Genomic DNA, 24,623 nt, shown 5'->3' on the forward strand with positions numbered 1-24,623 from the left:
GCACATGACGAAATCACCCCGCAAGCAACGCCTTTCCGTCTATCTCGAACCCGCCGTCATGAAACGTCTCGTCGAACATGCGGCGCGGCGGGACCAGTCGAGGTCGCTCATCGCCGAAGCCGCGATCGAATCCTTCCTCTCACCTGATGCAGCCGAGCGACAGGAAGCAGCCTTCGCCAAGCGCCTCGATCAGATCGATCGTCGCATCGCACGCCTCGAACGCGATGTCGGGATTTCGGTCGAGACCCTGGCAGTGTTCGTGCGCTTCTGGTTGTCGACGACCCCGGCCCTGCCCGAACCCGCTGCGCAGGCGGCCAGAGCCAAGACCGGCGAACGTTACGAAGCCTTTGTCACCGCACTCGGACGGCGGCTCGCCAAGGGGCCGCAGCTCCGGCAGGAGATTTCGGAAGATGTGGGTGGCGTGGATTCAACATGACAAAATAGGTTCGAGCAGAAGACTCAAGTCAGCGACATCTTTCTAAAAATGAACAAGGGTAGAAGCTTTCCTCGAATTCCGGAATTCCGGCGCCGTCATAGACCGGAATTATTGGTCTCGTTCTGGCCAAAAAACAGCAGGTATCTCACGCCGGAGTTTATGAGCAAGTTCATGATCCGGAAAGCGCTCAATGGCCATCGTCCAAATAGCTAACGCCTGAATCTTCTCACCCATGTTCCAGTAAGCACCGCCGAGATTAAACATCGCCAGATCGTAGTCGGGATCCAGCACAAGGGCCTTCTCATAAGCGTCGATGGCTTGCGCAGAATGCCCAAGGTCGCCGTAGGCCGCTCCAAGCTGAAACCAGCTCATGGCATCAGGCTGGATGCCCTCGGCCTGTTCGCGCAGGATTGGCAGGCTCTCTTCAAACCGACCAAGAAAGTTAAGGGCCGTTCCGAGACAGTAACCATAGTGACCGCCTGCCAGATCGTAGGCCTTCCGAAAGCAGGACTCTGCCTCGATCCAGTTCGCATCATCTTGCGCCCAGTGCCCAAGTCGATCCCATAAGAAGGCGCTTTGATCCTTGTCGTCTATGTGCTCGATTTGGCGGATGAACTCTGCACGGAATTCCGCGTAATTCCGGCCAACATCCTGTCCCTCCGCTCTCAAGTACAAAGTCGACAACAGCAGCTCGCGACGGCCTCCGGAGCTCTCGGGGTGGGCACCGACATAGCGGTGCCAGAAGCCAAGCGCTTGGCGCGCATTCTCCGTCGTCGCCCGACCGAAGCTCGCCACCAGCCGTGCTAAAAATGGCCAGATCCATGGTTCACAATCAGCTTGCGCAAGGAGGCCATTGATCTCACGGAACGCCGCGCTCCCCTCTCCCATGTTAAAGAGCACGTTGGCTCGCCACCCCGCAACGCCGGCTGCCTTGACGCGCGTAGGATCGGTAAAGACGGCCTGATCCAAATGCGTGAGGGCATGCCTCCACTCGCCCTGACGCACGTAGGACAGGGCCAAGGCATTGTGCGCTTCAGGAAGGTGTGGGTTCAGCCGCAAGGCTTCGCGATAGTTCTCGACTGCTCGCTCCTCATCTCCGAGCCGCTCAAAGCTCGTCCCGAGGTTCTTGTGGCCTTGGGATGCTAGGTCCGGCGAATTGGCGAACACGGGGTCGGCGAGAGCCGACTCATAGGCGGCCTTGGCGTCGACCTCCTGGCCGAGCGCAGAGAAGGCATTGCCGACCGTGTAGTAAAGGCTACCCCGCTCGTAGCGACCCAGGTCGAGCTGATTCCTGAAAAAAGTCACGGCGGCTTCGATCCGGACGCGCGACCGACTTATCCCAGCCATCCCTAGGTTGACCTCAGCCATGTAGGCGGGGCCGATGGCTTCGCTGCCCACCCCGAGCACCGCCACGAACCGATCGAACGCCGCGCTGATCACCACGTCAGCGTCCTGGTTGTAGAGATGTGCAAGGAGTTGGCCGGCTAGGGCCGGATCGTCCGGAACATGGATATCCGGAACATAGCGCCGAACGAGGCCAGCGACATCGCCAGACGCTGCGCGAGTCTGCTCGATCCGACGATCGCGCGCCGTCCGCGCCGCGGATCGAGCTAAAGTGGCAAGCCGGTCCAGCCGCATGTTCGTCAGTTCGTCGGTAAATTTTACGGTGAGCGATTGCTGGTGGGTCCAGTTTTTTCCTGCGTGCTCGTATTGGTGGAGAACTGTCTCCGCTGGGCAGATGCGCAGCGACGACGTCGGGATGTGGTAAGCGGAGTAGAAGCTGTGCGGGTGCATCAGCAGGTAATTCAGGTTTGAGCGGCTTACCTCAATGCTGAGAGAGCCATCAGCGTTGAGCGGGCGCTCTGTCCCTTTGAGCTGCACGTGAATCCTGACGTTGGTCGCTTGCTCCTGGTCGACGACTTCGAGCTCGCAGTCCGTACCATAGTCCTTTCGATCTGCGCGCTGGAGGATGAAGCGACCGCTCGCCGTGAGGCGCCCCTGGAAGGCCGTTTCCGCCTTCTCTTCCACGACATGATTGGCGTCACGCTTCGGCAAGTCGTCGAGGTGGTCTAGATCGTCGGCCATCCCTACCCCTTGCGCGTAACGAAGGCGAAGTCAGTTGCGCCTGCTTTTGCCGACCACTTCAGCCAGGTCTCGTTGAAGTCGGGCAGGTTGGCACGCTCAAGCGCCGTGGCGGCCACCGGAGCGCAGTAGGCGATCCGGACATGCGCGGTCGACCCCAAGAAATTGAGAAATCGAGTCAAGTCCGATGGGTAATCGTAATTTCCTCGCATCCTAGTCACGTCTCATAATCTGACGCCTTAGCAAGCGAAAAATCTCTGCTTGGTATCGAGCATCTTCCAAAGGGTCATGCGTCCCGGAGAGCTTGGGTTTAAGATGTAACGCGATTTCGCTGGATCGAGTATCACGCCACGAACACCCTGTTGCCCCCATATAGAGCGCCTTGATGTCCAAAGCTGTGAAGCCGAACGGATTTCTTCCGGCGAAGCGATGAAAATAGTAGTTGATGAAGGACCAGTCGAATGGCGCATTAAAGCCAACGAATATGACCGTATCGTCAGGCCCAGCCAGGCTTGACAGCCAGACCGAGAATGAATCCATCGCCATTTTGGGTTCAAGGCCCCGGTTCTTGAGCTCTTTCATGGAAAGCCCAGTCACTTCCAAAGCCTTTGGATCGAATTTGTCTGTGATCGGCTTAACCTCACAGGTGAAGCCGTTGTCAGGATCAAAGGCGGAGCAGGCACCAATCGATAACAGGCTGTACTCGCCTGGGATTGGACCTGATGTCTCGACATCAACCGAGACGAATATTTCCCGTGCTTCGGTCATGATATCAATGGCTCCGTAGGAACAAGGGTTGGGCGGTTGCGGATCGCGTTCCAGTGTTCTTTGAACGCGCGCCGGCGTTCGTCGGCACTGCCGCTCGCCTTCCAATGGTGACCAGCGAATGTGGTGATATCGAACGGCAGGGAGGCCCCCTCCCGCGCCGTGACCATGGTGGGCAGGCCGCGACCCAGAGCGTAGCCCAGTTCGAGAAAGCAGTTCGGCCGAGCGCCAGTGATATCGGCCAGCACGACGCTACTGCGATGGAGCTTGGCAAAGATTTCCTGATCGATCCGCGCATGATCATAGGACTGCCGTCCGTCGATAACGATCAAACGATAGCCAAGTTCATCTTCGAGCACCGGCTTTGCCACAACGTCGAAGAAATCCTGCACGCTCGCGTAATCTTCATGGTCGGGGTTCAGCAGGCGCACGGCGAACGCCTTCGGGCGGTCGATAGATTCGAGCAGGTCGATCACGGCGGAAACGCGATCGGGAATCCCCTGCCGTTTCGGAAACCCGATGCGGTTGATCCAGTCATGCGCATCGCCGTCATCGGCAATCTGGAACAGGCGGCGCGTCTGGGCACTGGCGAGGCCAAAGGCGTAAAGCCGGCGCGCACCCTTCGTTTCGGCGCCAATCGGAAGGTTCAGGGGGACGATCGGCTTGCCGGCATCGTGATAGAGGTTCGCGAGATACAGAACCCCTTCATCGCCCCCGAGTGCAATCAGCACATCGCCGAAACGCGCCTGCGCCTCCATGCGCTTGCTGTTCATGTTCCAATAGGCGGCGCTCTCGATCTTGATCAGTTGGGACGCACGAAGCTCGTCCCAAAGGTCGAGATACTCGTCGGGTATCTGCTCCTCGGTTTTGTGGTGTTGCACGGCGACGATGAAAGGCCCCGGCACGTTCTGGGGGCGGTGGATGAGATTGTCTTTCACCGCCTTCCAGACCAGCCAGTCGAAACACACAGGCAGCCCATCAACGTTCCGCTTGGGCTCAGCGTCGACGGGAATGACGAAGTTGGCACCACGCTTGACCAGTTCCTTGACCAGCAGGGCGACCAGTTCGCGCGCTGCCTCAACGTCGGCCGTCGGAGCGAGCGTCAGATCGTTGACGACGCTGCCGGAAATGTGGATGCGGCGTCCGAACAGGGGAGATCGAGCCATTATTTGTCCTCCATGACCGGAGACGCATGAAGGGTGGACGCGACCGCCGTCAGGTCCGCGAAGCTTAAGGGCCGGTCGGGATAGGCCTTGGCGAGGGCCGCAGGATAGAGCCGTGTCCGAATATCCGAATATGTCCAGGCCGGATGGCGATCCCGCGCGCCCGTCAGCCGCGTCAACTCAGCGAGTTGAGGCTGAGCGAGCCCGAGACCGGCAAGGTCCATCTGGAAAAGCTGCTGGCGCTCGGCATCGCTGGGGCGGGCAAACGTCTCGATAATGGCCGCACGCCGGCGCAGGGCGGGATCGAGTACCGATAGGCGGTTGGTGCAGAGGATCACCACGATCCGCCCGCCATATTGCCTGAGATCGTCAATACCCTGAATCAGGGTGTTCACCGCCACCTTGTCCTCATGATGGCTGTGATCCTGTGCGCGGGACGCCGCCAGGCTGTCGCCTTCATCGATGATCAGGATCGCGCGCCGGGTTTTGCCGGCCGACTGCGTGACCTTTCGGAAGGCTTCGGCGATCAAGGTGCCCATTTCGCCGACCATGCCGTTGCCGCGCACCCGGTTCGACAGCTTGAACAGCATCGAATCCGAACTGCGCGCCTCGGCCACAAGGCGGTTTGCGATGCATTCCGCCATGGCCGTCTTGCCGGTACCGACATCACCGTGGAAGATCACCAGCGGATATTGCTCGGCGACCAGATCGCATAGCGAAAGCTTCCCGCCGTGGTGTTTCCTGTTCCATTCGCCCAGTGCGCCGACATTCAGCAAGAGACGAAGCTGGTCGTGAACGCGGACATAGCGCTGATCGAAGCCAAGCAGGCTCTTCTCGCGCTTGGCCAGGGTATCGCTCGGAAGCGCAATTTCGCTGTCAAAAATACCTGGCTGGCTCATGCGGCCCAATCCTTCCTCTGCATCCCGTAGGTGCTGCTGACATAGTTGCGGCCACCGGACGAACTGAGGCTGGAGTGGCTGGTGTCGGCATGGGAGGTAGTCCAGCCGATCTTGAGCTTGCTCCGCGTCGCCTCGCGGGCCGCGCTCGTGTAGGCATCGGTGTAACTGATTACGACCCGCAGTTCGGCGCCGGTGACACGCGGCCACAGCACACCGCCGGGACGGCTGGTGCTCAGCGTTCCCGCGTCGGTATCGACATTGAAGCGAACGGCCTTCAGCTCGACGCCGTTTTGCAGCAGGGTTACATCCACCCAGGCGAGATAGCCCGCCTTGGCGAGCACCTCGACATCATGGGCGTAATCCGCGGCCTTCTGAGGCGTCCATCCGCCGGTGCTGTCGGCGATCATGGCCAGATCTGCCTTCACGCGCCGGACGACGTTTTCGATATCGGTTGTCGTGTAGGTGGCCGAAGCCGTTCTCGTCTGGCTCATGTCAGTCCTCCACCTTGAAGCCCGGCCCGAAGACCTCTTTCCAGACTGCATCGTCGTCCTCGACCGATGCGAAATTCACCGTCTCCCAAGCCTCCTGAGCCGCTGCAACGATCTCCTTTCGCTCAGCCTCGGAAATTCGGCTGGTGACGTTGTTGAAGCTGTAAACTGGATCGTAGATCACCACCGGATCGGAGAAGGTCCCCAGCGGCAGCGTGTTTTCGGGAAAGCTGATCTGATCCTTGAGGCCGGATTGGGCGATGTAGAGCAGAAAATTGCGGAAGCGCTGCTCGATGCTGCCATCTTTGCCTTGTGAGGCGAGTACATGCGCCATGATCAGTTCGATGGCGAAAGATTTGAGCGGTTTGATCTCTGCATAGTTGCGCCATTTCTTCGCCATCCGCACCAGTGTGCGGAAATCGCCGTCCTGGTTCTTGCGGTCGCGCACGAACTGGATTTGGCACGGCGCGCAGGTCTGGATCTTTGAACCGTCGTGGATATCGAACTGCCAGCCATAGCCGGCACGGCTCTCGTCTTCGATTACCGGCACGATATCGACGCTCAATCCTGTGCCGACGAAGGTAACGGTCGCCGCCTTGCGCTGGATCTCGAAATCCTCGACCGACTTGTTCGGGTAGATCTTGATCAGCAGGTCGTAGATCGTGGTGCTCAGGCTATCGAGGGTTTCCTTGCTCGCGTCACGGCCGGAAATGTAAAACACGACATCGACGTCGACGGGATCATACGTCGTCTTGCGCAGGATCGTGAACTTGGCAAAGGAGCCGGCCTTCACGACCTTGGTGATCTTTATCTCGGTCTTGTCCTTGACGCTCTTGCGTAGTTCCTCGATCAGCCGATCGACCTGTGCGTGATATTCCTTGCGTCTGTCCGCCGGAAGGCGGAGCACATTGCTGTCATAATAGCGAAGCTCGGTGTTCGTGAGAGCCATGATTGTTCCTGTGGGCCTGACACTGATCGAAGCGATCGGGACAGGCCGGCCCCGCATCGACGCAAAACGGTTTACAAAAGTGTCGGATATCCGACCATGAAACTCAGATGGGGGATCATTAACCGTGTTTCAAGAGGTTTTGGTTTACAAAAATGGCCCCATATTCTAGATATGGAAACCGCATCACGCAAGGAGGCCGCCATGATCGGAAACAAGCTCAAGGTCGCTCGATCGGCGTCGGGCCTCTCGCTGCGCGCGCTCGCGGATGCGATGGACGGCCTCGTGTCCGCCCAAGCGATCGGAAAATATGAGCGCAACGAGGATATGCCGAGTTCGCGAGTGCTGATCGCGCTGGCAAAGGCGCTCAACGTCTCGGAGGAATATCTTCTGAGCGAGGACGAGCTTTCGCTCGAAGGCGTGGATTTCCGCAAAAAGGTCGGAACGTCGTCCAGAGAAGAAGCGGCGCTTGAGGCTCGTGCCATCCATATGCTGGAGCGCTACCTCGCAGTAGAAGACATGCTTCATATGCGAAGCGTTGAATGGGAGCAGCCGCGCAGCGCGCCTCACCCGGTTGCGGAGATACGCGATGCGGAAGACGCGGCCCGCTCGGTTCGCGAGGATTGGGGCCTTGGCAATGATCCGATTCCACAGCTTGCCGAGCTTCTGGAAGAGCGCGGTATCAAGGTGCTTTCGCTTGATCTCGACAATGTCGACGGTCTTGCCGCCAAGGTGCGCCGTAAAGAACGCGATGCTGCGCGTGTGATTGTCGTCAAGCGGAGTACATGGTCCGAGCGAAAGAGGTTCAATCTGGCACATGAACTCGGCCACATGGTCATCGCCCCGTCGAATGGCGTCGATGAGGAGAAGGCCGCGCATCGGTTCGCAGGTGCTTTCCTGATGCCGGCGGACGTTCTGCGTGCGGAAATAGGTGCCCATCGCTCGTCGATTAGCATCGGTGAACTGGTCGCCGTGAAGAAACGCTTTGGCGTGAGCATTCAGGCGCTCGCCTATCGCTGCAAGGATCTCGGTATCATCAACTCGTCAGCATGTGCGCGGCTGTTCAAGATATTCGCCGAACGGGGATGGCGGACGGCTCCCTATGAGGAGCCCGAGAGTCTCGCACCGGAGGTGGAAGAGCCTCATCGCTTCGAGCGTCTTTGCTACCGCGCCCTTGCGGAAGGCGTGATCGGTGAATCACGGGCCGCCGAACTTCTGGGAATTTCCGTGCGCGAACTCGACAAACGGCTCGATCAGGTGGCAGTTTGACCTGTGCCAATCCTCGTCTCCGATACATCGGTACTGATTGACCTCGAAAGGGCAAACTTGCTTGAGGAAATGTTCCTTTTGCCGTTCGAGTTTGCCGTACCGGACCTTTTGTTCGAGAGAGAGCTTGCTGGTGAACTCGGCGACATGCTGCTTCAGCTTGGCCTGCGCATTGAGGAGCTCACGTCCGTCGAACTCCGACGCGCCACTGCCGTAAACCGGCAGTACACCCAGCTTTCGGTTCCGGACACATTTGCGTTCGCCATCGCCGAGTCGCGCAGATGGGGGCTACTGACAGGTGATGGTACGCTACGCGGGCTCGCCATCACCGAACAGGTCGATATGCTCGGAGTCCTTTGGCTGTTCGACCAACTTGCGGACGGTGACCATGTCGATTTTGATCGGCTGCATGCTGGCCTGAGCAATCTTTTCGCGCACCCCAGATGCCGCTTGCCCGTAAGTGAGGTGCGGCGGCGGCTGGCTCGCTTTGCTGGGTAGCCGAGTTCGTAGGCGCACCCAGCACCACAGGCCATTTGCATATGCACATGAGAACAGAAAAGGATCACATTGATATTATTTAGATTTATTTTCGCGCTATAAATTCTCGACGGAATAAAAGCCTTCTACATTAATCCATCAAAAGCATATTTGTTCAGGAACTGCCGTTCCCAAAGAAACGCCCGGTCGACAGCGCTGAGTTCCGCCTCATCGCAAATGTCGCCCCACGCTGCCCGGATACCTTCGACCTGTGCGTCTATGATTGCATCCGCATCCGCGGCTCCCAACAAGAAGGCGGACGCCGCGGCGCGGCAGGTTTCCAGGCGGCTGCGCCGATCGTCCTCCCCGATCAGCATGGCCTGATTGGCCTCGCGACCGGTGCGCGGCTGGGGGCAGATGTCGTAGGCGGGCGTAAGCGACAGCGATGCGCCGTCCCAGAAGGCTGCGTGGTTGCGAGCATGATCGTCGGTGTTGCCCGATAGAACATTGAACACCATACGCCCATACAACTCCCTCAGCGTTTCCTTCGGCTCGGTAAAACGCGCGCGGATAATCTCGGCAAGATCGCGATAGCTGGCATATCGTGCCTGCATTTCGGACAAGCCGAACATGGTCAGCGCCGAGACCATCGCTCTCCGCGCCCAGCCCTTGTCTGTGCGTGTGCGATCGAAGCGCTTGACCAGCAGCACGTCCTTGCCATTGGCCTTGACGAGCCTGACAGGCGCGACGTCGAGCCCTGCGGCCACATCGGCCAGCCGCATCGCCACGTATTCCGCCTTGACAATGGCATAGGTGTCATTCGTCGCCGAGAATTTGGCGATGAACTTGTCCTCGCCATCGGTGATCAACGCCTTTGGCCGGGCACCGCCGATGGAGCTGCCATGAAATAGAGCCTTGTCGAGTGGTGGCGGAATAGGCTCACCTCGGTCGACGCGCTCGGCCGCTTCCAGCAACTCTTCAAGAGTTGCATTTTCGGCTTCACGTGGCTCATAACGATCGGGCGACGCCTGAAAATCCAGGGCTCCGATGCGGTCGGAGCCAGAATTCAGCATGTAGGTCAGTTCATCGAATTCGACCGCTTGTGCGTCAACGCCCTTCAGACCCGTCAGTCGATTGATGATGACCCGTCGCCCCCAGGCATCGGGCGATCCATCGCGCAAGGCGCCGGACATGTCGAGCGGCGCCTGCGGGACGAGCGCGCCGCGCTGCAACGGCAATTCCGGCAGATAGATCGGGATCGCGTCGGGACGTTCCAGATAGGATTGGCCGTAGTTGAAAACATGAAGGTCGCCATCGCGGGCAAGACGTCCGGCGACGACAGGTTCCGTGCTTCCCGGCAACCAGATCCACACATAGGCCTCACGCGGCAGCGCTCTTGAACTCTGCCGATCGCCTGTCTTGCGCTCAGAAGTCATCCTTCACCTCCGTGCGCGGGCGGCGGATCGACTGAGGCAGCAGCGCCAGCTTGTCCTCGACGCGGGCAATCTGGGTGGCAAGGGCCGATGGCTCACTGACAAACAACGGCACTCCAACCAGATGAGCCGCTTCGAACACCAGTCCGATTTCCGCCTTGGCGCTTCCCTTCTCAATCATCTGCAAGGTGCTGCGGGCAATCCCGATGCGCTCCGCAAGATCGGCTTCCGACATCTTGCGCTGTTTACGGGCAAGCTTGATCTGCCCGCCCATGAGGACGAGCGCCTCCTGCGTTGCACGCGAATAGGTTCGAATGGTGGAAACCATCAATATTGCCTCTTATGCCGGTCATGAATATCCTTCATGCCTGATATAAAAGGCACATAACACATAATCTTCGAATTTTCAATGAATGACCGCTATGGGCGTCACAAAACGCCTTTATGAAGTTTATATCGGGCACATTTATGTACGTACGGCCTACGCAAGGCTCTCGATAGCGATGACAAGGTAGACGAAGGCGACCATAGCCCATCCTTGATGAGGTGCCTTCCGAAAACAAGAGGCACACAGGTCCGCCGTTTTCCTGTATTTGCACGCCACATCCCTACGACGACGAAAATCTGTTGAGCCCGCCCAAAATCTGGCTCTCTTAATCATCCCCGTGCCCAAAGCGTTTGTTCGCTCGCGGCAGAAATGGGGATCGAATGGCCGCTTCACATCACAATTCGGAAGGCCTCGCGCGCGGCGCACGGATGCTGCGCACGGCGCTTGGCTCGGCCATCGCCCGGTTTCTGGAAGATGGCTCTGTCGTCGAGGTGATGCTGAACCCTGATGGACGCATCTGGATCGACCGACTCTCTGAAGGGTTATCAGATACGGGGGAACGCCTGTCGCCCGCCGATGGGGAGCGCATTGTGCGCCTGGTCGCGCACCATGTCGGCGCCGAGGTCCATTCCGGCGCCCCGCGCGTTTCGGCCGAACTGCCCGAGACAGGCGAACGGTTCGAGGGATTGTTGCCGCCCGTTGTCGCAGCCCCTGCCTTCGCCATCCGCAAGCCCGCCGTCGCTGTGTTCACGCTCGAAGACTACGTCGCGGCCGGGATTATGTCGGCGGCACAGGCAGAGACGCTACGCGAAGGCGTGACCTCTCGCGCCAACATCCTCGTCGCCGGTGGCACCTCGACCGGCAAGACGACACTGGCCAACGCTCTGCTGGCGGAAGTCGCCAAGACCTCTGATCGCGTGGTCATCATCGAAGACACACGCGAACTGCAATGCGCTGCGCCCAACCTCGTCGCCATGCGGACGAAGGATGGTGTCGCCTCGCTCTCCGATCTCGTCCGCTCGTCGCTTCGCCTGCGCCCCGACCGCATTCCGGTCGGCGAAGTGCGCGGTGCCGAAGCCCTCGACCTCTTGAAGGCCTGGGGCACTGGCCATCCCGGCGGTGTCGGCACGATCCACGCCGGGTCTGCCATCGGCGCACTGAGACGGATGGAACAGCTCATTCAGGAAGCCGTCGTCACAGTCCCACGCGCGCTGATCGCCGAGACGATTGATCTCGTCGCCGTGCTCTCCGGTCGTGGTGCCGCACGGCGGCTGACCGAACTCGCCCGCGTCGAGGGCCTCGGCCCGGATGGCGACTACCGCATCGTCTCCGCCACGATTTTCCACCAGCCAGAAGAAGGAGCCTCCTAATGATGCCTGTTGTTCAGCCTTCCCGCCCCGTGGGCCTGCGCCTGCCGCGCCAGCGCCTCGCCATGACCGTTTCGGTCGCCGCACTCTCTGTGGTGATGGCCGCGCCCGCTTACGCATCCGGCTCATCCATGCCATGGGAGCAGCCGCTGCAGCAGATCCTGCAATCGATCGAAGGACCGGTCGCCAAGATCATCGCCGTCATCATCATTATCACCACGGGCCTGACGCTGGCCTTCGGTGACACTTCAGGCGGGTTCCGTCGTCTCATTCAGATTGTGTTCGGCCTGTCGATCGCTTTCGCGGCATCGAGTTTCTTCCTGTCCTTCTTCTCGTTTGGCGGTGGAGCGCTGGTCTGATGATGACCGCTGGTGACGAGGTTCCGGGCTTCACCGTGCCGGTCCACCGTGCGCTCAGCGAGCCGATCCTGCTCGGCGGCGCGCCACGCGCCATCGCGATTCTGAACGGCACGCTCGCCGGCGCGGTGGGCCTCGGCCTGCGCCTCTGGCTAGTCGGCATCCTCATCTGGGCAATCGGGCATTTCGCTGCGGTGTGGGCGGCAAAGCGCGACCCGCTCTTCGTCGAGGCCGGTCGCCGCCATCTGCGCATCCCCGCACACCTTTCGGTCTGAGGGAAGCGCGCCCATGATGAACCTCGCCGAATATCGCAACAAAAACGCCCGGCTCGCTGACTTCCTGCCCTGGGTGGCGCTGGTCGGCGCCGGCATCGTGCTCAACAAGGACGGCAGCTTCCAGCGCACCGCGCGGTTTCGCGGTCCCGATCTGGATTCGGCTGTGCCCGCCGAAATGGTCGCCGTCGCCGGACGGTTGAACAACGCCTTCCGCCGTCTCGGCTCCGGCTGGGCGATCTTCGTCGATGCCGTTCGGCATGCGGCGCAGCATTATCCGGATAGCGTGTTCCCGGATTCTGCGTCGGCACTGGTCGATGCCGAGCGGAAAGCAGACTTTGAAGAAGCAGGCAGCCATTTCGAGTCCAGCTATTTCCTGACCTTCACCTATTTGCCGTCCGCCGAAGACGCCGCCCGTGCCGAAACCTGGCTCTATGAGGGCCGCGAGAAGAGCGGCATCGACCCCCATGAGGCGATGACCGGTTTCGCCGATCGCACCGACCGGCTGCTGCGCCTGATTGAAGCCTTCATGCCCGAATGCCGCTGGCTCGATGATGCAGAGACCCTCACCTATCTGCATGGCTGCGTTTCCACGAACCGGCACCGCGTCCGCGTCCCCGAGACGCCGGTCTATCTCGACGCGCTACTCGCCGATCAGCCGCTCACCGGCGGGCTGGAGCCGCGCCTGGGATCGTTGCATTTGCGCGTCCTCACCATCACCGGCTTCCCGACCGCGACGACACCCGGCCTGCTCGACGAGTTAAACCGGTTGGCTTTTCCTTATCGCTGGTCCACACGCGCCATCCTGCTCGACAAGACTGATGCAGTGAAACTTCTGACCAAAATCCGCCGCCAGTGGTTCGCCAAGCGCAAGTCGATTGCAGCGATCCTGAAGGAGGTGATGACCAACGAACAATCGGTACTGGTGGATACCGACGCGTCGAACAAGGCGGCGGATGCCGATCTCGCGCTTCAGGAACTCGGCGCTGACTATGCCGGCATCGCCTACGTCACCGCCACCGTGACGGTCTGGGATGCCGATCCGCGTATCGCCGACGAAAAGCTGCGGCTGGTCGAGAAAGTCATCCAGGGCCGCGACTTCACGGCTATGCCTGAGACCATCAATGCGGTGGATGCTTGGCTCGGCTCCTTGCCAGGCCATGTCTACGCCAATGTGCGCCAGCCTCCGATCAGCACCTTGAACCTTGCCCACATGATCCCCCTTAGTGCCGTGTGGGCGGGGCCGGAACGGGGAGGTCCTAGCAGTGATGGGCACTTTGCAGCGCCCCCATTGCTGTTCGGCAAGACCGAAGGCTCGACCCCGTTCCGGTTTTCCCTCCATGTCGGCGATGTCGGCCACACCCTGATCGTCGGCCCGACCGGCGCCGGCAAATCCGTCCTGTTGGCGCTGATGGCGCTGCAATTTCGGCGTTACCAGCGGTCACAGGTCTTTGCCTTCGATTTCGGCGGCTCGATCCGCGCGGCGGCGCTCGCCATGCGCGGTGATTGGCATGATCTCGGCGGCGGCCTGACCGATGGATCGGCTACCTCTGTCAGTCTTCAGCCGCTCGCCCGTGTCGATGATGCCGCCGAACGCGCCTGGGCTGCCGACTGGATAGCCGCGATTCTGTTGCGTGAAAGCGTCGCAATTACCCCGGAGGTGAAGGAGCATCTCTGGACGGCGCTGACCTCTCTGTCCTCCGCGCCAATCGAGGAACGCACGATCACCGGCCTCTGTGTCCTCTTGCAGTCGAACGACCTGAAGCAGGCGCTCCGCCCCTATTGCATCGGCGGTGCCTGGGGCCGATTGCTCGACGCCGAAGCCGAACATCTTGGCACTGCGACGGTCCAAGCCTTCGAGACCGAGGGGCTGATCGGCACGGACGCCGCACCCGCCGTGCTCGCCTATCTGTTTCACCGCATCGAGGATCGGCTCGACGGATCGCCGACGCTCATCATTGTCGATGAAGGCTGGCTTGCGCTCGACGACGAAGGTTTCGCCAGCCAGCTTCGCGAATGGCTGAAGACGCTCAGGAAGAAGAACGCCAGCGTGATCTTCGCCACGCAGTCCCTGTCAGACATCGACGGTAGTTCAATTGCACCGGCCATCATCGAAAGCTGCCAGACGCGGCTTCTGCTGCCCAACGAACGGGCGATCGAGCCGCAGATCACCGCGATCTATCGCCGCTTCGGCCTCAACGACCGCCAGATTGAGATCCTCGCCCGCGCCATGCCCAAGCGCGACTATTACTGCCAGTCACGGCGCGGCAACCGGCTGTTCGAGCTGGGTTTGTCGGAAGTGGCGCTGGCGCTGTGCGCGGCATCTTCCAAGACCGATCAGGCCGCCATCGCGAAGATCATCGCCAAGCATGGCGTAGACGGTTTCCTCGACGCCTGGCTGCGCCATCGCGGCGTCGATTGGGCTGCCGACCTCATCCCCAACCTCACCAACCTGGAGACACTGCCATGACGCTTCGTCATTTCTCTGGCCGCACCCGCGCGGTGATGATCGCCGCCGCTCTTGCCGCCCCGCTCTCGGCGTCGCCACTGCTGACGACACCGGCGTCCGCGCAATGGATCGTCTACGATCCGACCAATTATGCGCAGAACCTGCTTTCCGCGACGCGCGCGCTCCAGCAGATCAACAATCAGATTACCTCGCTCCAGAACGAGGCTCAGATGCTGATCAATCAGGCACGCAATCTAGCAAGCCTGCCATACTCGTCGCTGCAACAGCTCCAGCAATCGGTGAGCCGCACCCAGCAGCTTCTAAGCCAGGCCCAGAACATCGCTTACAATGTGCAAGCGATCGATCAGGCCTTCCAGACCCAATACGCCAATGTCTCCATGTCGGCCTCTGATGCGCAACTCGTTTCAGATGCCAAGACCCGTTGGCAGAACACGGTTGGCGGCCTTCAGGACGCCATGCGCGTACAGGCCACTGTCGTCGGCAATATCGACACCAACCGCACCGAGATGTCATCTCTCGTCGGCGCCAGTCAGTCCGCCACTGGCGCTTTGCAAGCGACCCAGGCCGGAAACCAGCTCCTCGCCCTTCAAGCCCAGCAACTAAGCGATCTCACGGCGGTCGTTGCCGCCAATGGGCGGGCTCAGGCTTTGCAATCGGCCGAACAGGCAGCCGCTGCCGAACAGGGCCGCGAACAACGCCGCCGCTTCCTGACGCCGGGTTCGGGCTATCAGGCTGGCAGCGCCCAGATGTTCTACGGCAATTGAGGGTGACACCATGGACGGCAAGACCCTCGCGCGTCTCGCGGCCGTGATTTTCGTGGCCGTCGCCATTGTCGCGACAGCGATCGAGATGAACCGTCGTGACGTATCTCAAGATGCCTCCGCGACCTTTCCACTCTCCACCCCAAGGCCGGATCCGCTCGATGCGGAACTTGCCCGGTGCAGCGGGAGTGGCGAAGCCGGAAGCCGCGATCCTGCTTGCCTGAAGGCATGGGCGGAGAACCGACGCCGCTTCCTCGGCCAGCCCGCCTCGGCAGCCTCAAGCCCGCAGCCATCATCTCCTGAGAATGGAGCGCGCTGAGCATGGGCAATACCGGCGTCATCGATCATTTTCTCGAAGTCTTCACCCGCTATATCGACGGCGGTTTCGGACTGCTCCGGCCCGAGGTGGCCTTCATCGCCACTACCTTGATCGTGATCGACGTCACGCTAGCAGCCCTGTTCTGGTCGTGGGGCGCCGACGAGGACATCATTGCCCGCCTCGTCAAGAAGACGCTCTTCGTCGGCGTCTTCGCCTATATTATCGGCAATTGGAACAACCTTGCCCGTATCGTCTTCGAAAGCTTCGCCGGTCTCGGCCTGAAGGCCTCCGGCACCGGCTTTACCGTGAGCGATCTTCTGCGCCCCGGCAAGGTGGCGCAGACCGGCCTCGATGCGGGCCGCCCCCTCCTCGATTCCATCTCGAACCTGATGGGCTATTGGGCCTTCTTCGAGAATTTCATCCAGATCGCCTGCATGTTGTTCGCCTGGGCGCTGGTGCTGCTCGCCTTCTTCGTCCTCGCCATCCAGCTCTTCGTCACCCTGATCGAGTTCAAACTGACGACGCTTACCGGGTTCGTGTTGATCCCCTTCGGCCTCTTCGGAAAATCCGCCTTCATGGCCGAGCGCGTCCTCGGCAATGTCATTTCTTCCGGCATCAAGGTGTTGGTGCTGGCCGTCATCATCGGCATCGGCTCGACGCTGTTTTCCGAGTTCACGGCCGGTTTCGGCGGCGCGACGCCGACCATCGACGAAGCCATGGCCATCGTTCTTGCGGCGCTGTCGCTGCTCGGTCTTGGTATTTTCGGTCCCGGTATCGCCAGCGGCCTCGTGTCGGGCGGGCCGCAGCTTGGCGCAGGCGCCGCGATCGGCACCGGTCTCGCCGCCGGTGGCATGGTTGCAGCAGGTGCGGCAACGGTCGGCGCCGTCGCTTCTGGCGGTGCATCTCTCCTTGGCGGGGCTGCGGCTGCCGCGCGTGGTGGCGCAGCTCTGGCCAGTGGCGCGTCAACCGCCTACAGCCTCGGTGCCGCCGGAGAGACCGGCGCTTCCGCTGTTGCCTCCGGTCTTGGCAATGTCGCCTCGACGGGAGCCAAGGCTGCCGTTTCGCCCCTGAAGAAAGCCACTGGCCGCGCGTCCGATAGCCTGAAATCCAGCTACCAGTCCGGCGCTCGTGCCGCCTTCGAAGCCAGTGGCGGGTCATCGACGGCTGGCACCGTGGGCGGCGGTGGCCCGGAAGCCGCGTCAGGCTCTTCCTCTGCATCCGAAAGCCCGCCCGCCTGGGCGAAACGCATGAAGCGCTCCCAGACCATGACGCACGGCGTTCAGGCGGCGGCGCACGCCGTCAAATCCGGCGATGCCCATGGTGGCGGATCGTCGGTCAATCTCTCCGAAGGCAATTGATCATGTTCAAGCGACCCTCCACCCATTACGGCAAATCTCCCGAACCCGAGACGCCCTATCAACGCGCGGCCCAGGTCTGGGATGACCGCATCGGCTCTGCCCGCGTTCAGGCAAAGAACTGGCGGCTGATGGCCTTCGGTTCACTTGCCTTGTCAGCAGGATTGTCAGGCGCGCTGGTCTGGCAGTCGATGAATGGTTCGGTCGTTCCCTGGGTGGTGCAGGTCGACAAATTCGGACAGGCGCAAGCCATTGCGCCGGCGACCGCCGACTACCAGCCCAACGACGCTCAGATTGCCTTCTACCTTGCCCGTTTCATTGAACAGGTCAGGAGCATTCCCGCCGATCCGATCATCGTCCGGCAGAATTGGCTGCGCGCCTATGATTTTACGACGCAGGGCGGCGCGCTGGCGCTCAACGATTATGCGCGCGCCAATGATCCCTTCGCCAAGGTCGGCAAGCAGCAGATTGCCGTCGAGGTTTCCAGCGTGATCCGCGCCTCGCCTTCGAGTTTCCGCGTCGCCTGGATCGAACGCCGCTATCAGGATGGGTCATTGGCCGCGACCGAGCGCTGGTCCGCCATCCTGACGGTTGCCGTTCAGCCGCCGCGTGACGCCGACACGCTCAGGAAAAATCCCCTCGGGATCTATATCAACGCCATCAACTGGTCGAAGGAGCTTGGATCATGATCCGGCCGTCTCATCTGACCGCCGGGCATCCGGCGGCGCGTAACCACGCATTTCCGCCTTTCCGTAAGTCCGCCTTGCCGCTTCTGTTGCTTTACGCCTCGGCGCTTGCCGGATGCGCAACACCGCAGAAGCCCCCGGAAATCTCCTATGACGATGCCGCACCCGCCGTTCTGGCGGCCGATCCGCCGAAGCCCATTCAAGTGGTCGAATTGCCGAAGGTCCTGCCACTGCCTGGCCAATTGAAGCCGGTCGGCAAGGATGGCAAGCCGGCGCCGGAACTCGCGGACCCGGCCGCACGGGTGAGCGAAGCCAACGCCGCCGCCCGGATGCAGCCGGTCAGGAACGGCTTCATCAACTCGATGCAGGTCTATCCTTTCGTCGATGGCGCGCTTTATCAGGTCTATACCTCGCCGGGACAGATTACCGATATCGGCCTGCAACCCGGCGAACAGCTTGTCGGCTCCGGCCCGGTCGCCGCCGGTGACACGGTGCGCTGGATCATCGGCGATACCGAGAGCGGCTCAGGCGCCACCAAGCAGGTCCATATCCTCATCAAGCCGACGCGACCCGATCTGACGACGAACCTGGTCATCAACACCGACCGGCGTACCTATCACATGGAGCTGCGTTCGACCGAGAAGACCTATATGGCCTCGGTCTCCTGGCAGTATCCTCAGGACCAGCTCATCGCACTGCGCCGCCAGAACCAACAGGCCGAGGCGGCCCAGCCGGTCGCCAGCGGCGTCGATCTGGCCAGGGTCAATTTCCGCTACGACGTGACCGGAGACCGCGCGCCCTGGCGGCCCCTGCGGGCCTTTGATGACGGGCGGCAGGTGTTCATCGAATTTCCGCGCGGCATCAGTCAGGGGGAAATGCCGCCACTCTTCATCGTCGGCCCCGAAGGCGACACCTCCGAACTCGTAAACTACCGCGTGCGCGGCAATTACATGATCGTCGACCGCCTGTTTGCCGCCGCCGAATTGCGCTTCGGTGCTGGCAAGGACCAGAAACGTGTCCGCATCTCCCGAACCGACGGGAGGCCTGCATCGTGAACACCGAATTCGATCCCGAAAAGGAGGACGGTCGGAAGCCCGATGGGGCCGAGGACGAGGCCCGGTCGCTGACAGGCGAGCCGGTGCCGTCCATGCGTCTTCGCCCCGATCCGCCACGTGTCACGCGGCTTTCACGCAAGGTCCTGGCCGGTCTGGGGCTCGCCGCTGGCCTCGGCGTTGGCGGCGCCCTGATCTATGCCCTTCAGACAAGGAATGGCGGCAATCAGGGGCAGGAACTCTATTCGACCGACAATCGCACCACGCCGGATGGCCTGGCAGGACTGCCCAAGGACTATAGCGGTGTGCCGAAACTCGGTCCCCCGCTGCCCGGCGATCTTGGGCGACCGATCCTGAACGCTCAGAACGGCGGTCAGCCGGTTGCAACGCCCGGCGTTGTCGCATCTGCTCCATCCGGCCCAAGCCCGGAAGAGCAGCGTCGCGCGCAGGAGATTGAGGCCGCCCGCACCGCCCGGCTGTTTGCGCCGACCGATGCACGTTCCACCAATACGGGCACGACCGATCCAGCGCAGACTACGGCGGCGGCGATGCCCCCGCAGCCCGACCTCGCCAGTCTCGGCCTCGCACCGCAGCCCTCAACGCCCTCTGCACAGGACCGCCAGCTTGCCTTCCTCAACCAGATGCCCGACAAGCGCACGGTTTCGACTGATCGCGTCGCCGCCCCGGCATCGCCGAACATCCTTCAGGCTGGGGCGGTGATTGCCGCCGCGCTCATCACCGGCATCCGCTCCGATCTTCCCGGTCAGATCACCGCGCAGGTGACGGAGAATGTCTATGACAGCCCGACCGGCAAGATCCTGCTCATCCCGCAGGGTACCCGCGTCATAGGCCAATACGATAATGGCGTCGGCTTCGGTCAGCGTCGCGTGCTCCTCGTCTGGAACCGGCTGATCTTTCCCAATGGCCGCTCGATCGTTCTGGAGCGCCAGCCCGGCGCGGACGCCGAAGGCTATGCCGGTCTTGAGGATGGTGTCGATTACCATTGGGGCGAGTTGTTCAAGGCGGCGGCCTTGTCCACGCTGCTCAGCGTCGGCGCACAGGCCGGTTCGTCCGGAAACGACAGCGATATCGTGCAGGCTCTGCGTCAAGGCGCGTCACAGAGCATCAACCAGACCGGCCAACAGGTCGTCAGCCGCCAACTCAACATCGCGCCAACGCTGACCATCCGGTCCGGACTCCCGGTCCGTGTGATCGTCACGCGCGATCTTGTCCTCGAACCGTATGGAGGTTAATATGGCGAAGTTGAAACTCTCGGTGATCGTCGATGACAAGCCCGTCAAGGTCACTCTGGAACTGCCGGCCTGCCTGCACCGCGATCTCGTCGCCTATGCCGACATCCTCGCCCGCGAGGCAGGCCAGTCGCCCGCCGATCCCGTCCGCCTGATCGTGCCCATGCTGGAGCGGTTCATCGCCACGGACCGAGGCTTTGCCAAGGCCAAGAAATCTGTGTCCCATACTATGCCCTCGACGTGACAAGCGAAACGTTTTGGGTCTCCAAAGAGGCCGCGATGTCCAGAAACCGCAGCAAAGCCGGATTGTCGTTCTGGGCCGACCAGACCATGCTGTAGGGCAAGGTCTCGTTGCCGATGGGACGGAACGCAACGCCCGGAACCTGCGTCGCCGTGACACCTTCGCTTGCCAGCGTCAGTCCCTGGCCGAGCGCCACAAGCGAAAGAAGGTTATGCCGCCCGACACTGTGCGGAAGGATCTCGGGCTGGCGGCCCAGACCGGCAAGCCTCTGGACCAGGTAGTTGTAAATCTCCTGTCCTGGGGCTGCGTCACTGACGATGAAGCGCTCACCGATGACGTCGACCCAATCCAATTGCGCCGCTTCAGCGAGCATGTGCTGTTCCGGCATGGCCACGAATACCTGCTCTGACCAGAGATGGCGGCATTCGCAGCCTTCCCATTCAAGAGTTCCCGTCAGAAACGCCACATCAAGCTGACGCTGACGGATCGCAGCGACATGCTCTGCCTGGTCGCCATCCGCAAATGACATTTGGATGGCCGCGTATCTTTCGGAGAATTTCTGGATGAGGTCGGCAAGAAAGCTGGAACCCAATGACGATAGAATGCCGATCCGCAACTCTCCATCGCCCACCCTCCCGATAGCGGCAACTTCCGTTCGCGCAAGACCAATCTCGGACAGCGCCTTTCGTCCCCGGTCTACGAACTGCTTACCCGCGAGGGTCAGGGTAACACCAGAGTGTGAGCGGACGAATAAAGCCGTTCCAAGTCGGATTTCCAGATCGCGCACCCGTCGGCTGATCGCCGATTCCTGCACTCCAAGCGCTGCCGCCGCCCGACGAAAACTACCGTGTTCGGAAGCGGCGACAACGTAACTGATGTGGCGAAGTTCGATACTCGATCCCGGCACGCGTACTCCTTCAGAACAATTCCGCCTTGCAGACAGGGGCGTCAAGTTCAGATCAAAGGTTGCAGCACATTGCGGCGAGCACCCGGCGAAAATTTGGCAACCGGAGTTTTTGTATTGACGACAAACAACCATCCGCTTTGCACGCCATGCTATCCGCATCTACGCCGACAACATTTTTGACTTCGAAGTTCCGTGCTTATCGGCTTCTATTGCTTTCGTTTGAAAAGCGAGGGCCATGAAAATGCGATCAACATCAACAGGGCAAACCAGAACGATCCGCCGTGAACAACTCAAGGAAATCGTGCCGCTGGCAGATACCACGATCTATGAAATGGAGCGGCGGGGCGAGTTCCCATCGCGCTTTTATCTGACGTCCCGTTGCGTCGTATGGGATTTGGCCGAGGTCGAAGCCTGGCTTGAGGCGCGTAAGCGTGCATCCAAACAAAAGGCGATCACCCGCGCGCCAATGCCGGACGTGCAACTGCGGAAAAATAGGCCGGTAAGGCAGAAGTGACGTGCAAACGCTGTAATATTTTTTCTCTACCAAACGGCGGTGAGTGCAACGAGATATGGACGTATGACCGTCGCGACGGCACCGCGCTCGGCTTGCCTAGCAATCTCGTCCGGCGTTGCCTTACGTTGACGCAGAGCTTCGTGTAGGCCCTCTATGGCCACCGACAGCCCGATCTTGTTCCGATATCGAAAACAGTCTGCGATTGTCTTGGCGACGCCAAACACCTTCACAGGCACTCCCTCGATGCTATGGAACTCGACAGCCTCGGCAAGCAGGCGTTCGGTGAAGCGGACCGACCTTATCGACAATCCCTTCGCCTGCGATGCCCAGTCCTTTTGACCGATGGCCATCCAGACATGCCGCGGCATTTGATCGGTGAGTTCATGAAACGCGAGCGCCGAGACGAGACAGACAACCCCTTTCGGAAGGCGCTTTGCAGCCTCTGCGAGACTATGGTGAACTTCGAGAGGGGCATCAGGAAGTTGATAAAGCCCCCTTGCAAGACGGATAACCTCACCGGTTCGCTCCATACGGCTCATAGTGGCCGCAGTTACGCCCGCCGCCCGAAGCTCGGAGAGGCGTGCGATCCCGCGTTCCGTCAATACGGTGTGGGCGATTTGGCGCTGTGACCCGGCGTCAGACATGATACATTATCATATAAAATAGATGATATTATCCGAGAGTTTGTATCATCAAAATCAAAATGAGAAAAGAGCGCCGAGAAAATTGGCGGCTAAACTAGTGCGAGCCTGTCACGGAAATTGAACATCGCGAGCCTCCAGGATAGTACACGCTTCTATATCAGGTAGCCTCCGCAAAATTATTTGATGATCAAATGGACAATGCTCGAGCATGCGAAATACCAAAGCTGTTTGGGCCAAACACAAGCTACACTTCGGGCGATTGCAACTATTTGCCAATCTTGAACCCAAGCTCCTTGAAAACCGGGAAATCACGCCTCCATTGAACGCCGACCGCATCGCAGACATCCGGAACCTTGCGGTTGCCCCTTTGCGCTGACGGCTTACTGTTCTCTTTGGTAATCACCGTGCGATTATCGGGCGCAGCCAATGCATAGGCGACCAGAAAGCCATCGCGACCGATTTTTTCAATGTCGGCTTCCGTCAGGTCGGGACCGTATCCTTGCTCGAGAACCTGATTGAGCAAGACGGGATCAACGTCCTCCTGAAGCACAAGGGCGTCGATGACAGTCTGGTCAGAGGCCCACTTGCCCAGTTCCCCGGTGGAAATCTCGATTTCCGCATGGATCTCAGTCGGCATCTTGATTTGACCCGCCGCCGCCGTGACCAAAAGCCAGTCCCAGAACTGCGGGACTCCATCCAGGGGATAGTAGTCTTCATGGGCGCGTATTAGGACATTGGCATCAAGCAGATAGATCACGGACGCCCCGCTGCGACACCGGCGAGACGAGTCTTTTCAAACTGCCGAAGCAGAGGTTCGACATTGCTCAGATTGACACCAAGGACTTTCGCTGCCTTGGTATGGCTCAGCGCATTGTCATATAGACTGCGATAAACCACTCCTAGCAGCGCATTCCCAAGTTTGGACTGTCGAACGACATAATAACTCGGCCCGCCAGATTGAGGCGAACGATCCGCGCGGCGCTGTTCTCGGTAGGCCAGCCATCTCGCCCTATAACCAGTCAGAAGGGCCGTGTAGACGCGGTGCCCGATCCAGCCAAGTCGACGCCAGCGATATGCCACCATTGATTCACTGACCGACCACAGCTCTGCCGTCCCTGATATCATGTTCCGTATCAGGTCGATGTCAGCGTCCGATGTCGGGCGGTTTGTTAGCGCCGCATCTGGCAGCAGAAACTGCCCAGCGACGTCATTGCAGAACCGTTCGATAAGGTCATGCTCGCTGACCACATCGTCTGCATCAGGCGGGCCGCTTACGCCCGACTGCCCCATTAGAATGTGCGCCAGCTCATGAACGAGTGTGAAGCTCTGGCCAGCCTTGGAGTCTTGGTCATTGATGACGACGAATGGTGCGAGGTCGTCAGAGAGCGCAAACCCTCGAAAGACCTCTGTACTAACGGCGGAGTGATGCGAACCCAGATCGCCAGCGACGATGACGAATATACCCGCCATCTCCGCGGCAGTTCGGAGCGTTCGGAACAGATCTTCCGCATTGCCCCGACGTTTGCTGCGATCCGAAGGATCAAAATCGAGTACACGGGAAATCTTGGCAACAAACGCCGGCACGCCTTCCCGTATTGATGCGGAACCGACGATGCTCACGGCGAGGCGATCAGGATCATCCTCGAGGACGTCTCGGATCAGCTCTTGGCGGGCGCGTACATCTCGAACCAGCGTCTCAAGAATGGCGTTGTCGCGCCGCGTCACCTCTGCGGTGGGGCGGCGGAAGTCCTCACCAGTTTTGGCAGGCGCAGGCGGCTTGGTCATATAGAAGGTAATCAGCGGCCGACGATAAAGTTTTGCAAGCTTGTCAAGCTGCGGATAGGTCGGAAGCTTCTCTCCAGACTCGAACTCCGCGAGTTTGTCAGAGGCGGTCTTTTTCTCAGAATCCTTGAACCCAAGCTGGTGCGCGGCGTCGGCCACAGTCAGGCCGGCGTGCTCGCGCGCCCAGACAAGAATCGCCGGATTGATGTTCGCCGACTTGGACATGTAACCGTCTTTTCACCCCTCACCACCAGCGGTAGATTATTTCGTATTTCTTACCACAGAGTTTCGACCTCAAAATGGCGGCAGCGCCTTTTAACCATATCGATCAGCTTTCCACACCAGTAGTCAACTGCTCGACAGC

The 24,623-nt window shown here is 60.4% G+C and carries 28 protein-coding genes; 15 read left to right on the forward strand and 13 right to left on the reverse strand.

The window, feature by feature from the left end:
* The first annotated feature begins 4 nt into the window (after window positions 1-4).
* Window positions 5-436 (forward strand): CopG family transcriptional regulator, encoded by a 432-nt coding sequence (locus tag ACVTFQ_RS19295; protein ID WP_470423945.1) that lies wholly within the window; start codon window positions 5-7, stop codon window positions 434-436.
* 108 nt (window positions 437-544) lie between these two features.
* On the opposite strand, the gene ACVTFQ_RS19300 is transcribed toward ACVTFQ_RS19295, so the two are convergent.
* Genes ACVTFQ_RS19300 through ACVTFQ_RS19330 form a run of 7 tightly spaced genes read right to left on the reverse strand, consistent with a single transcriptional unit; the run spans window position 545 to window position 6,782 of the window.
* Complete coding sequence (locus tag ACVTFQ_RS19300) at window positions 545-2,521, reverse strand: tetratricopeptide repeat protein (RefSeq protein WP_470423946.1); 1,977 nt, start codon at window positions 2,519-2,521, stop codon at window positions 545-547.
* A 2-nt stretch (window positions 2,522-2,523) separates the two neighbouring features.
* Window positions 2,524-2,700 (reverse strand): hypothetical protein, encoded by a 177-nt coding sequence (locus ACVTFQ_RS19305; RefSeq protein ID WP_470423947.1) that lies wholly within the window; start codon window positions 2,698-2,700, stop codon window positions 2,524-2,526.
* A gap of 31 nt (window positions 2,701-2,731) precedes the next feature.
* Complete coding sequence (locus tag ACVTFQ_RS19310; protein ID WP_470423948.1) at window positions 2,732-3,286, reverse strand: 3'-5' exonuclease; 555 nt, start codon at window positions 3,284-3,286, stop codon at window positions 2,732-2,734.
* Entirely contained in the window at window positions 3,283-4,449 is a 1,167-nt protein-coding gene (locus ACVTFQ_RS19315; RefSeq protein WP_470423949.1) for a hypothetical protein, read from the reverse strand. The genes ACVTFQ_RS19310 and ACVTFQ_RS19315 overlap by 4 nt, the downstream gene beginning before the upstream one ends.
* Window positions 4,449-5,345, reverse strand: a complete 897-nt coding sequence (locus ACVTFQ_RS19320) for an AAA family ATPase (RefSeq protein WP_187786113.1) — start codon at window positions 5,343-5,345, stop codon at window positions 4,449-4,451. Before ACVTFQ_RS19320 ends, ACVTFQ_RS19315 begins: the two co-directional genes overlap by 1 nt.
* On the reverse strand, window positions 5,342-5,836 hold the full coding sequence (locus tag ACVTFQ_RS19325; RefSeq protein WP_470423950.1) for an HORMA-1 domain-containing protein: 495 nt from the start codon (window positions 5,834-5,836) through the stop codon (window positions 5,342-5,344). Before ACVTFQ_RS19325 ends, ACVTFQ_RS19320 begins: the two co-directional genes overlap by 4 nt.
* A 1-nt stretch (window position 5,837) precedes the next feature.
* A complete protein-coding gene (locus tag ACVTFQ_RS19330) occupies window positions 5,838-6,782 on the reverse strand; it encodes a CBASS oligonucleotide cyclase (protein WP_470423951.1) in 945 nt (314 codons plus the stop codon).
* Between the two features lie 201 nt (window positions 6,783-6,983).
* On the opposite strand from ACVTFQ_RS19330, the gene ACVTFQ_RS19335 reads away from it, so the two are divergent.
* Both ACVTFQ_RS19335 and ACVTFQ_RS19340 read left to right on the forward strand, forming a co-directional pair.
* Window positions 6,984-8,048, forward strand: coding sequence for a helix-turn-helix domain-containing protein (locus tag ACVTFQ_RS19335; protein WP_470423952.1), 1,065 nt, complete (start codon window positions 6,984-6,986; stop codon window positions 8,046-8,048).
* Window positions 8,049-8,051: 3 nt separating this feature from the next.
* A complete protein-coding gene (locus ACVTFQ_RS19340; protein WP_470423954.1) occupies window positions 8,052-8,543 on the forward strand; it encodes a PIN domain-containing protein in 492 nt (163 codons plus the stop codon).
* A gap of 125 nt (window positions 8,544-8,668) precedes the next feature.
* On the opposite strand, the gene ACVTFQ_RS19345 is transcribed toward ACVTFQ_RS19340, so the two are convergent.
* Both ACVTFQ_RS19345 and ACVTFQ_RS19350 read right to left on the reverse strand, forming a co-directional pair.
* Window positions 8,669-9,958 carry a type II toxin-antitoxin system HipA family toxin gene (locus ACVTFQ_RS19345; protein ID WP_470423955.1) on the reverse strand — a complete coding sequence of 430 codons (1,290 nt, stop codon included), beginning with the start codon at window positions 9,956-9,958 and terminating at the stop codon, window positions 8,669-8,671.
* The gene (locus ACVTFQ_RS19350; protein ID WP_470423956.1) at window positions 9,948-10,229 is read right to left on the reverse strand and encodes a helix-turn-helix transcriptional regulator; all 282 of its coding nucleotides are present in this window, start codon (window positions 10,227-10,229) and stop codon (window positions 9,948-9,950) included. The genes ACVTFQ_RS19345 and ACVTFQ_RS19350 overlap by 11 nt, the downstream gene beginning before the upstream one ends.
* 434 nt (window positions 10,230-10,663) lie before the next feature.
* Here ACVTFQ_RS19350 and trbB point away from each other — a divergent pair, with 434 nt between their 5' ends.
* The 11 genes from trbB to ACVTFQ_RS19405 all read left to right on the forward strand — a co-directional run bounded on the left by trbB (window position 10,664) and on the right by ACVTFQ_RS19405 (window position 20,415).
* On the forward strand, window positions 10,664-11,653 hold the full coding sequence (trbB, locus tag ACVTFQ_RS19355; RefSeq protein WP_470423957.1) for a P-type conjugative transfer ATPase TrbB: 990 nt from the start codon (window positions 10,664-10,666) through the stop codon (window positions 11,651-11,653).
* Between the two features lie 62 nt (window positions 11,654-11,715).
* Window positions 11,716-12,009 carry a TrbC/VirB2 family type IV secretion system protein gene (locus ACVTFQ_RS19360; protein WP_112796505.1) on the forward strand — a complete coding sequence of 98 codons (294 nt, stop codon included), beginning with the start codon at window positions 11,716-11,718 and terminating at the stop codon, window positions 12,007-12,009.
* Window positions 12,009-12,281 carry a VirB3 family type IV secretion system protein gene (locus ACVTFQ_RS19365; RefSeq protein WP_470423958.1) on the forward strand — a complete coding sequence of 91 codons (273 nt, stop codon included), beginning with the start codon at window positions 12,009-12,011 and terminating at the stop codon, window positions 12,279-12,281. The genes ACVTFQ_RS19360 and ACVTFQ_RS19365 overlap by 1 nt, the downstream gene beginning before the upstream one ends.
* 13 nt (window positions 12,282-12,294) lie before the next feature.
* The gene (gene trbE / locus ACVTFQ_RS19370; RefSeq protein WP_470423959.1) at window positions 12,295-14,748 is read left to right on the forward strand and encodes a conjugal transfer protein TrbE; all 2,454 of its coding nucleotides are present in this window, start codon (window positions 12,295-12,297) and stop codon (window positions 14,746-14,748) included.
* A complete protein-coding gene (gene trbJ, locus ACVTFQ_RS19375) occupies window positions 14,745-15,512 on the forward strand; it encodes a P-type conjugative transfer protein TrbJ (RefSeq protein WP_470423960.1) in 768 nt (255 codons plus the stop codon). The genes trbE and trbJ overlap by 4 nt, the downstream gene beginning before the upstream one ends.
* 10 nt (window positions 15,513-15,522) lie before the next feature.
* Complete coding sequence (trbK-alt, locus tag ACVTFQ_RS19380; protein ID WP_149746892.1) at window positions 15,523-15,828, forward strand: putative entry exclusion protein TrbK-alt; 306 nt, start codon at window positions 15,523-15,525, stop codon at window positions 15,826-15,828.
* A gap of 2 nt (window positions 15,829-15,830) precedes the next feature.
* Window positions 15,831-17,186, forward strand: coding sequence for a P-type conjugative transfer protein TrbL (gene trbL, locus ACVTFQ_RS19385; protein ID WP_470423961.1), 1,356 nt, complete (start codon window positions 15,831-15,833; stop codon window positions 17,184-17,186).
* 2 nt (window positions 17,187-17,188) lie between these two features.
* A complete protein-coding gene (gene trbF / locus ACVTFQ_RS19390) occupies window positions 17,189-17,872 on the forward strand; it encodes a conjugal transfer protein TrbF (protein WP_470423962.1) in 684 nt (227 codons plus the stop codon).
* Window positions 17,869-18,924, forward strand: a complete 1,056-nt coding sequence (gene trbG, locus ACVTFQ_RS19395) for a P-type conjugative transfer protein TrbG (protein ID WP_470423963.1) — start codon at window positions 17,869-17,871, stop codon at window positions 18,922-18,924. Before trbF ends, trbG begins: the two co-directional genes overlap by 4 nt.
* On the forward strand, window positions 18,921-20,174 hold the full coding sequence (locus ACVTFQ_RS19400) for a TraB/TrbI/VirB10 family type IV secretion system protein (RefSeq protein WP_470423964.1): 1,254 nt from the start codon (window positions 18,921-18,923) through the stop codon (window positions 20,172-20,174). Before trbG ends, ACVTFQ_RS19400 begins: the two co-directional genes overlap by 4 nt.
* Before the next feature lies 1 nt (window position 20,175).
* Entirely contained in the window at window positions 20,176-20,415 is a 240-nt protein-coding gene (locus tag ACVTFQ_RS19405; protein WP_470423965.1) for a DUF2274 domain-containing protein, read from the forward strand.
* Here ACVTFQ_RS19405 and ACVTFQ_RS19410 read toward each other — a convergent pair.
* Window positions 20,399-21,319, reverse strand: coding sequence for a LysR family transcriptional regulator (locus ACVTFQ_RS19410; protein ID WP_354556032.1), 921 nt, complete (start codon window positions 21,317-21,319; stop codon window positions 20,399-20,401). The genes ACVTFQ_RS19405 and ACVTFQ_RS19410 overlap by 17 nt on opposite strands.
* A 235-nt stretch (window positions 21,320-21,554) precedes the next feature.
* Here ACVTFQ_RS19410 and ACVTFQ_RS19415 point away from each other — a divergent pair, with 235 nt between their 5' ends.
* The gene (locus tag ACVTFQ_RS19415; protein ID WP_435532395.1) at window positions 21,555-21,833 is read left to right on the forward strand and encodes a helix-turn-helix transcriptional regulator; all 279 of its coding nucleotides are present in this window, start codon (window positions 21,555-21,557) and stop codon (window positions 21,831-21,833) included.
* 26 nt (window positions 21,834-21,859) lie between these two features.
* Here the strand turns inward: ACVTFQ_RS19415 and ACVTFQ_RS19420 are convergent, their stop codons facing one another.
* From ACVTFQ_RS19420 to ACVTFQ_RS19430, 3 genes are all read right to left on the reverse strand, one after another.
* Window positions 21,860-22,477, reverse strand: coding sequence for a type IV toxin-antitoxin system AbiEi family antitoxin domain-containing protein (locus ACVTFQ_RS19420; RefSeq protein ID WP_354556031.1), 618 nt, complete (start codon window positions 22,475-22,477; stop codon window positions 21,860-21,862).
* Window positions 22,478-22,742: 265 nt separating this feature from the next.
* Window positions 22,743-23,234, reverse strand: a complete 492-nt coding sequence (locus ACVTFQ_RS19425; protein WP_470423966.1) for a DUF4411 family protein — start codon at window positions 23,232-23,234, stop codon at window positions 22,743-22,745.
* Entirely contained in the window at window positions 23,231-24,484 is a 1,254-nt protein-coding gene (locus ACVTFQ_RS19430; protein ID WP_354556029.1) for an ImmA/IrrE family metallo-endopeptidase, read from the reverse strand. Before ACVTFQ_RS19430 ends, ACVTFQ_RS19425 begins: the two co-directional genes overlap by 4 nt.
* Window positions 24,485-24,623 lie beyond the last annotated feature (139 nt).

It is taken from the genome of Rhizobium sp. O111, assembly GCF_055616315.1.

Coding starts and splice junctions, on each gene's coding strand:
- trbB (WP_470423957.1), top strand. CDS start 10,664: ATGGCCGCTTCACATCACAATTCGGAAGGCCTCGCGCGCGGCGCACGG.
- ACVTFQ_RS19360 (WP_112796505.1), top strand. CDS start 11,716: ATGACCGTTTCGGTCGCCGCACTCTCTGTGGTGATGGCCGCGCCCGCT.
- ACVTFQ_RS19365 (WP_470423958.1), top strand. CDS start 12,009: ATGATGACCGCTGGTGACGAGGTTCCGGGCTTCACCGTGCCGGTCCAC.
- trbL (WP_470423961.1), top strand. CDS start 15,831: ATGGGCAATACCGGCGTCATCGATCATTTTCTCGAAGTCTTCACCCGC.
- ACVTFQ_RS19325 (WP_470423950.1), bottom strand. CDS start 5,836: ATGAGCCAGACGAGAACGGCTTCGGCCACCTACACGACAACCGATATC.
- ACVTFQ_RS19405 (WP_470423965.1), top strand. CDS start 20,176: ATGGCGAAGTTGAAACTCTCGGTGATCGTCGATGACAAGCCCGTCAAG.
- trbE (WP_470423959.1), top strand. CDS start 12,295: ATGATGAACCTCGCCGAATATCGCAACAAAAACGCCCGGCTCGCTGAC.
- ACVTFQ_RS19320 (WP_187786113.1), bottom strand. CDS start 5,345: ATGAGCCAGCCAGGTATTTTTGACAGCGAAATTGCGCTTCCGAGCGAT.
- trbG (WP_470423963.1), top strand. CDS start 17,869: ATGATCCGGCCGTCTCATCTGACCGCCGGGCATCCGGCGGCGCGTAAC.
- ACVTFQ_RS19430 (WP_354556029.1), bottom strand. CDS start 24,484: ATGTCCAAGTCGGCGAACATCAATCCGGCGATTCTTGTCTGGGCGCGC.
- ACVTFQ_RS19345 (WP_470423955.1), bottom strand. CDS start 9,958: ATGACTTCTGAGCGCAAGACAGGCGATCGGCAGAGTTCAAGAGCGCTG.
- ACVTFQ_RS19300 (WP_470423946.1), bottom strand. CDS start 2,521: ATGGCCGACGATCTAGACCACCTCGACGACTTGCCGAAGCGTGACGCC.
- ACVTFQ_RS19415 (WP_435532395.1), top strand. CDS start 21,555: ATGAAAATGCGATCAACATCAACAGGGCAAACCAGAACGATCCGCCGT.
- ACVTFQ_RS19315 (WP_470423949.1), bottom strand. CDS start 4,449: ATGGCTCGATCTCCCCTGTTCGGACGCCGCATCCACATTTCCGGCAGC.
- trbK-alt (WP_149746892.1), top strand. CDS start 15,523: ATGGACGGCAAGACCCTCGCGCGTCTCGCGGCCGTGATTTTCGTGGCC.
- ACVTFQ_RS19335 (WP_470423952.1), top strand. CDS start 6,984: ATGATCGGAAACAAGCTCAAGGTCGCTCGATCGGCGTCGGGCCTCTCG.
- trbF (WP_470423962.1), top strand. CDS start 17,189: ATGTTCAAGCGACCCTCCACCCATTACGGCAAATCTCCCGAACCCGAG.
- trbJ (WP_470423960.1), top strand. CDS start 14,745: ATGACGCTTCGTCATTTCTCTGGCCGCACCCGCGCGGTGATGATCGCC.
- ACVTFQ_RS19330 (WP_470423951.1), bottom strand. CDS start 6,782: ATGGCTCTCACGAACACCGAGCTTCGCTATTATGACAGCAATGTGCTC.
- ACVTFQ_RS19295 (WP_470423945.1), top strand. CDS start 5: ATGACGAAATCACCCCGCAAGCAACGCCTTTCCGTCTATCTCGAACCC.
- ACVTFQ_RS19310 (WP_470423948.1), bottom strand. CDS start 3,286: ATGACCGAAGCACGGGAAATATTCGTCTCGGTTGATGTCGAGACATCA.
- ACVTFQ_RS19350 (WP_470423956.1), bottom strand. CDS start 10,229: ATGGGCGGGCAGATCAAGCTTGCCCGTAAACAGCGCAAGATGTCGGAA.
- ACVTFQ_RS19420 (WP_354556031.1), bottom strand. CDS start 22,477: ATGTCTGACGCCGGGTCACAGCGCCAAATCGCCCACACCGTATTGACG.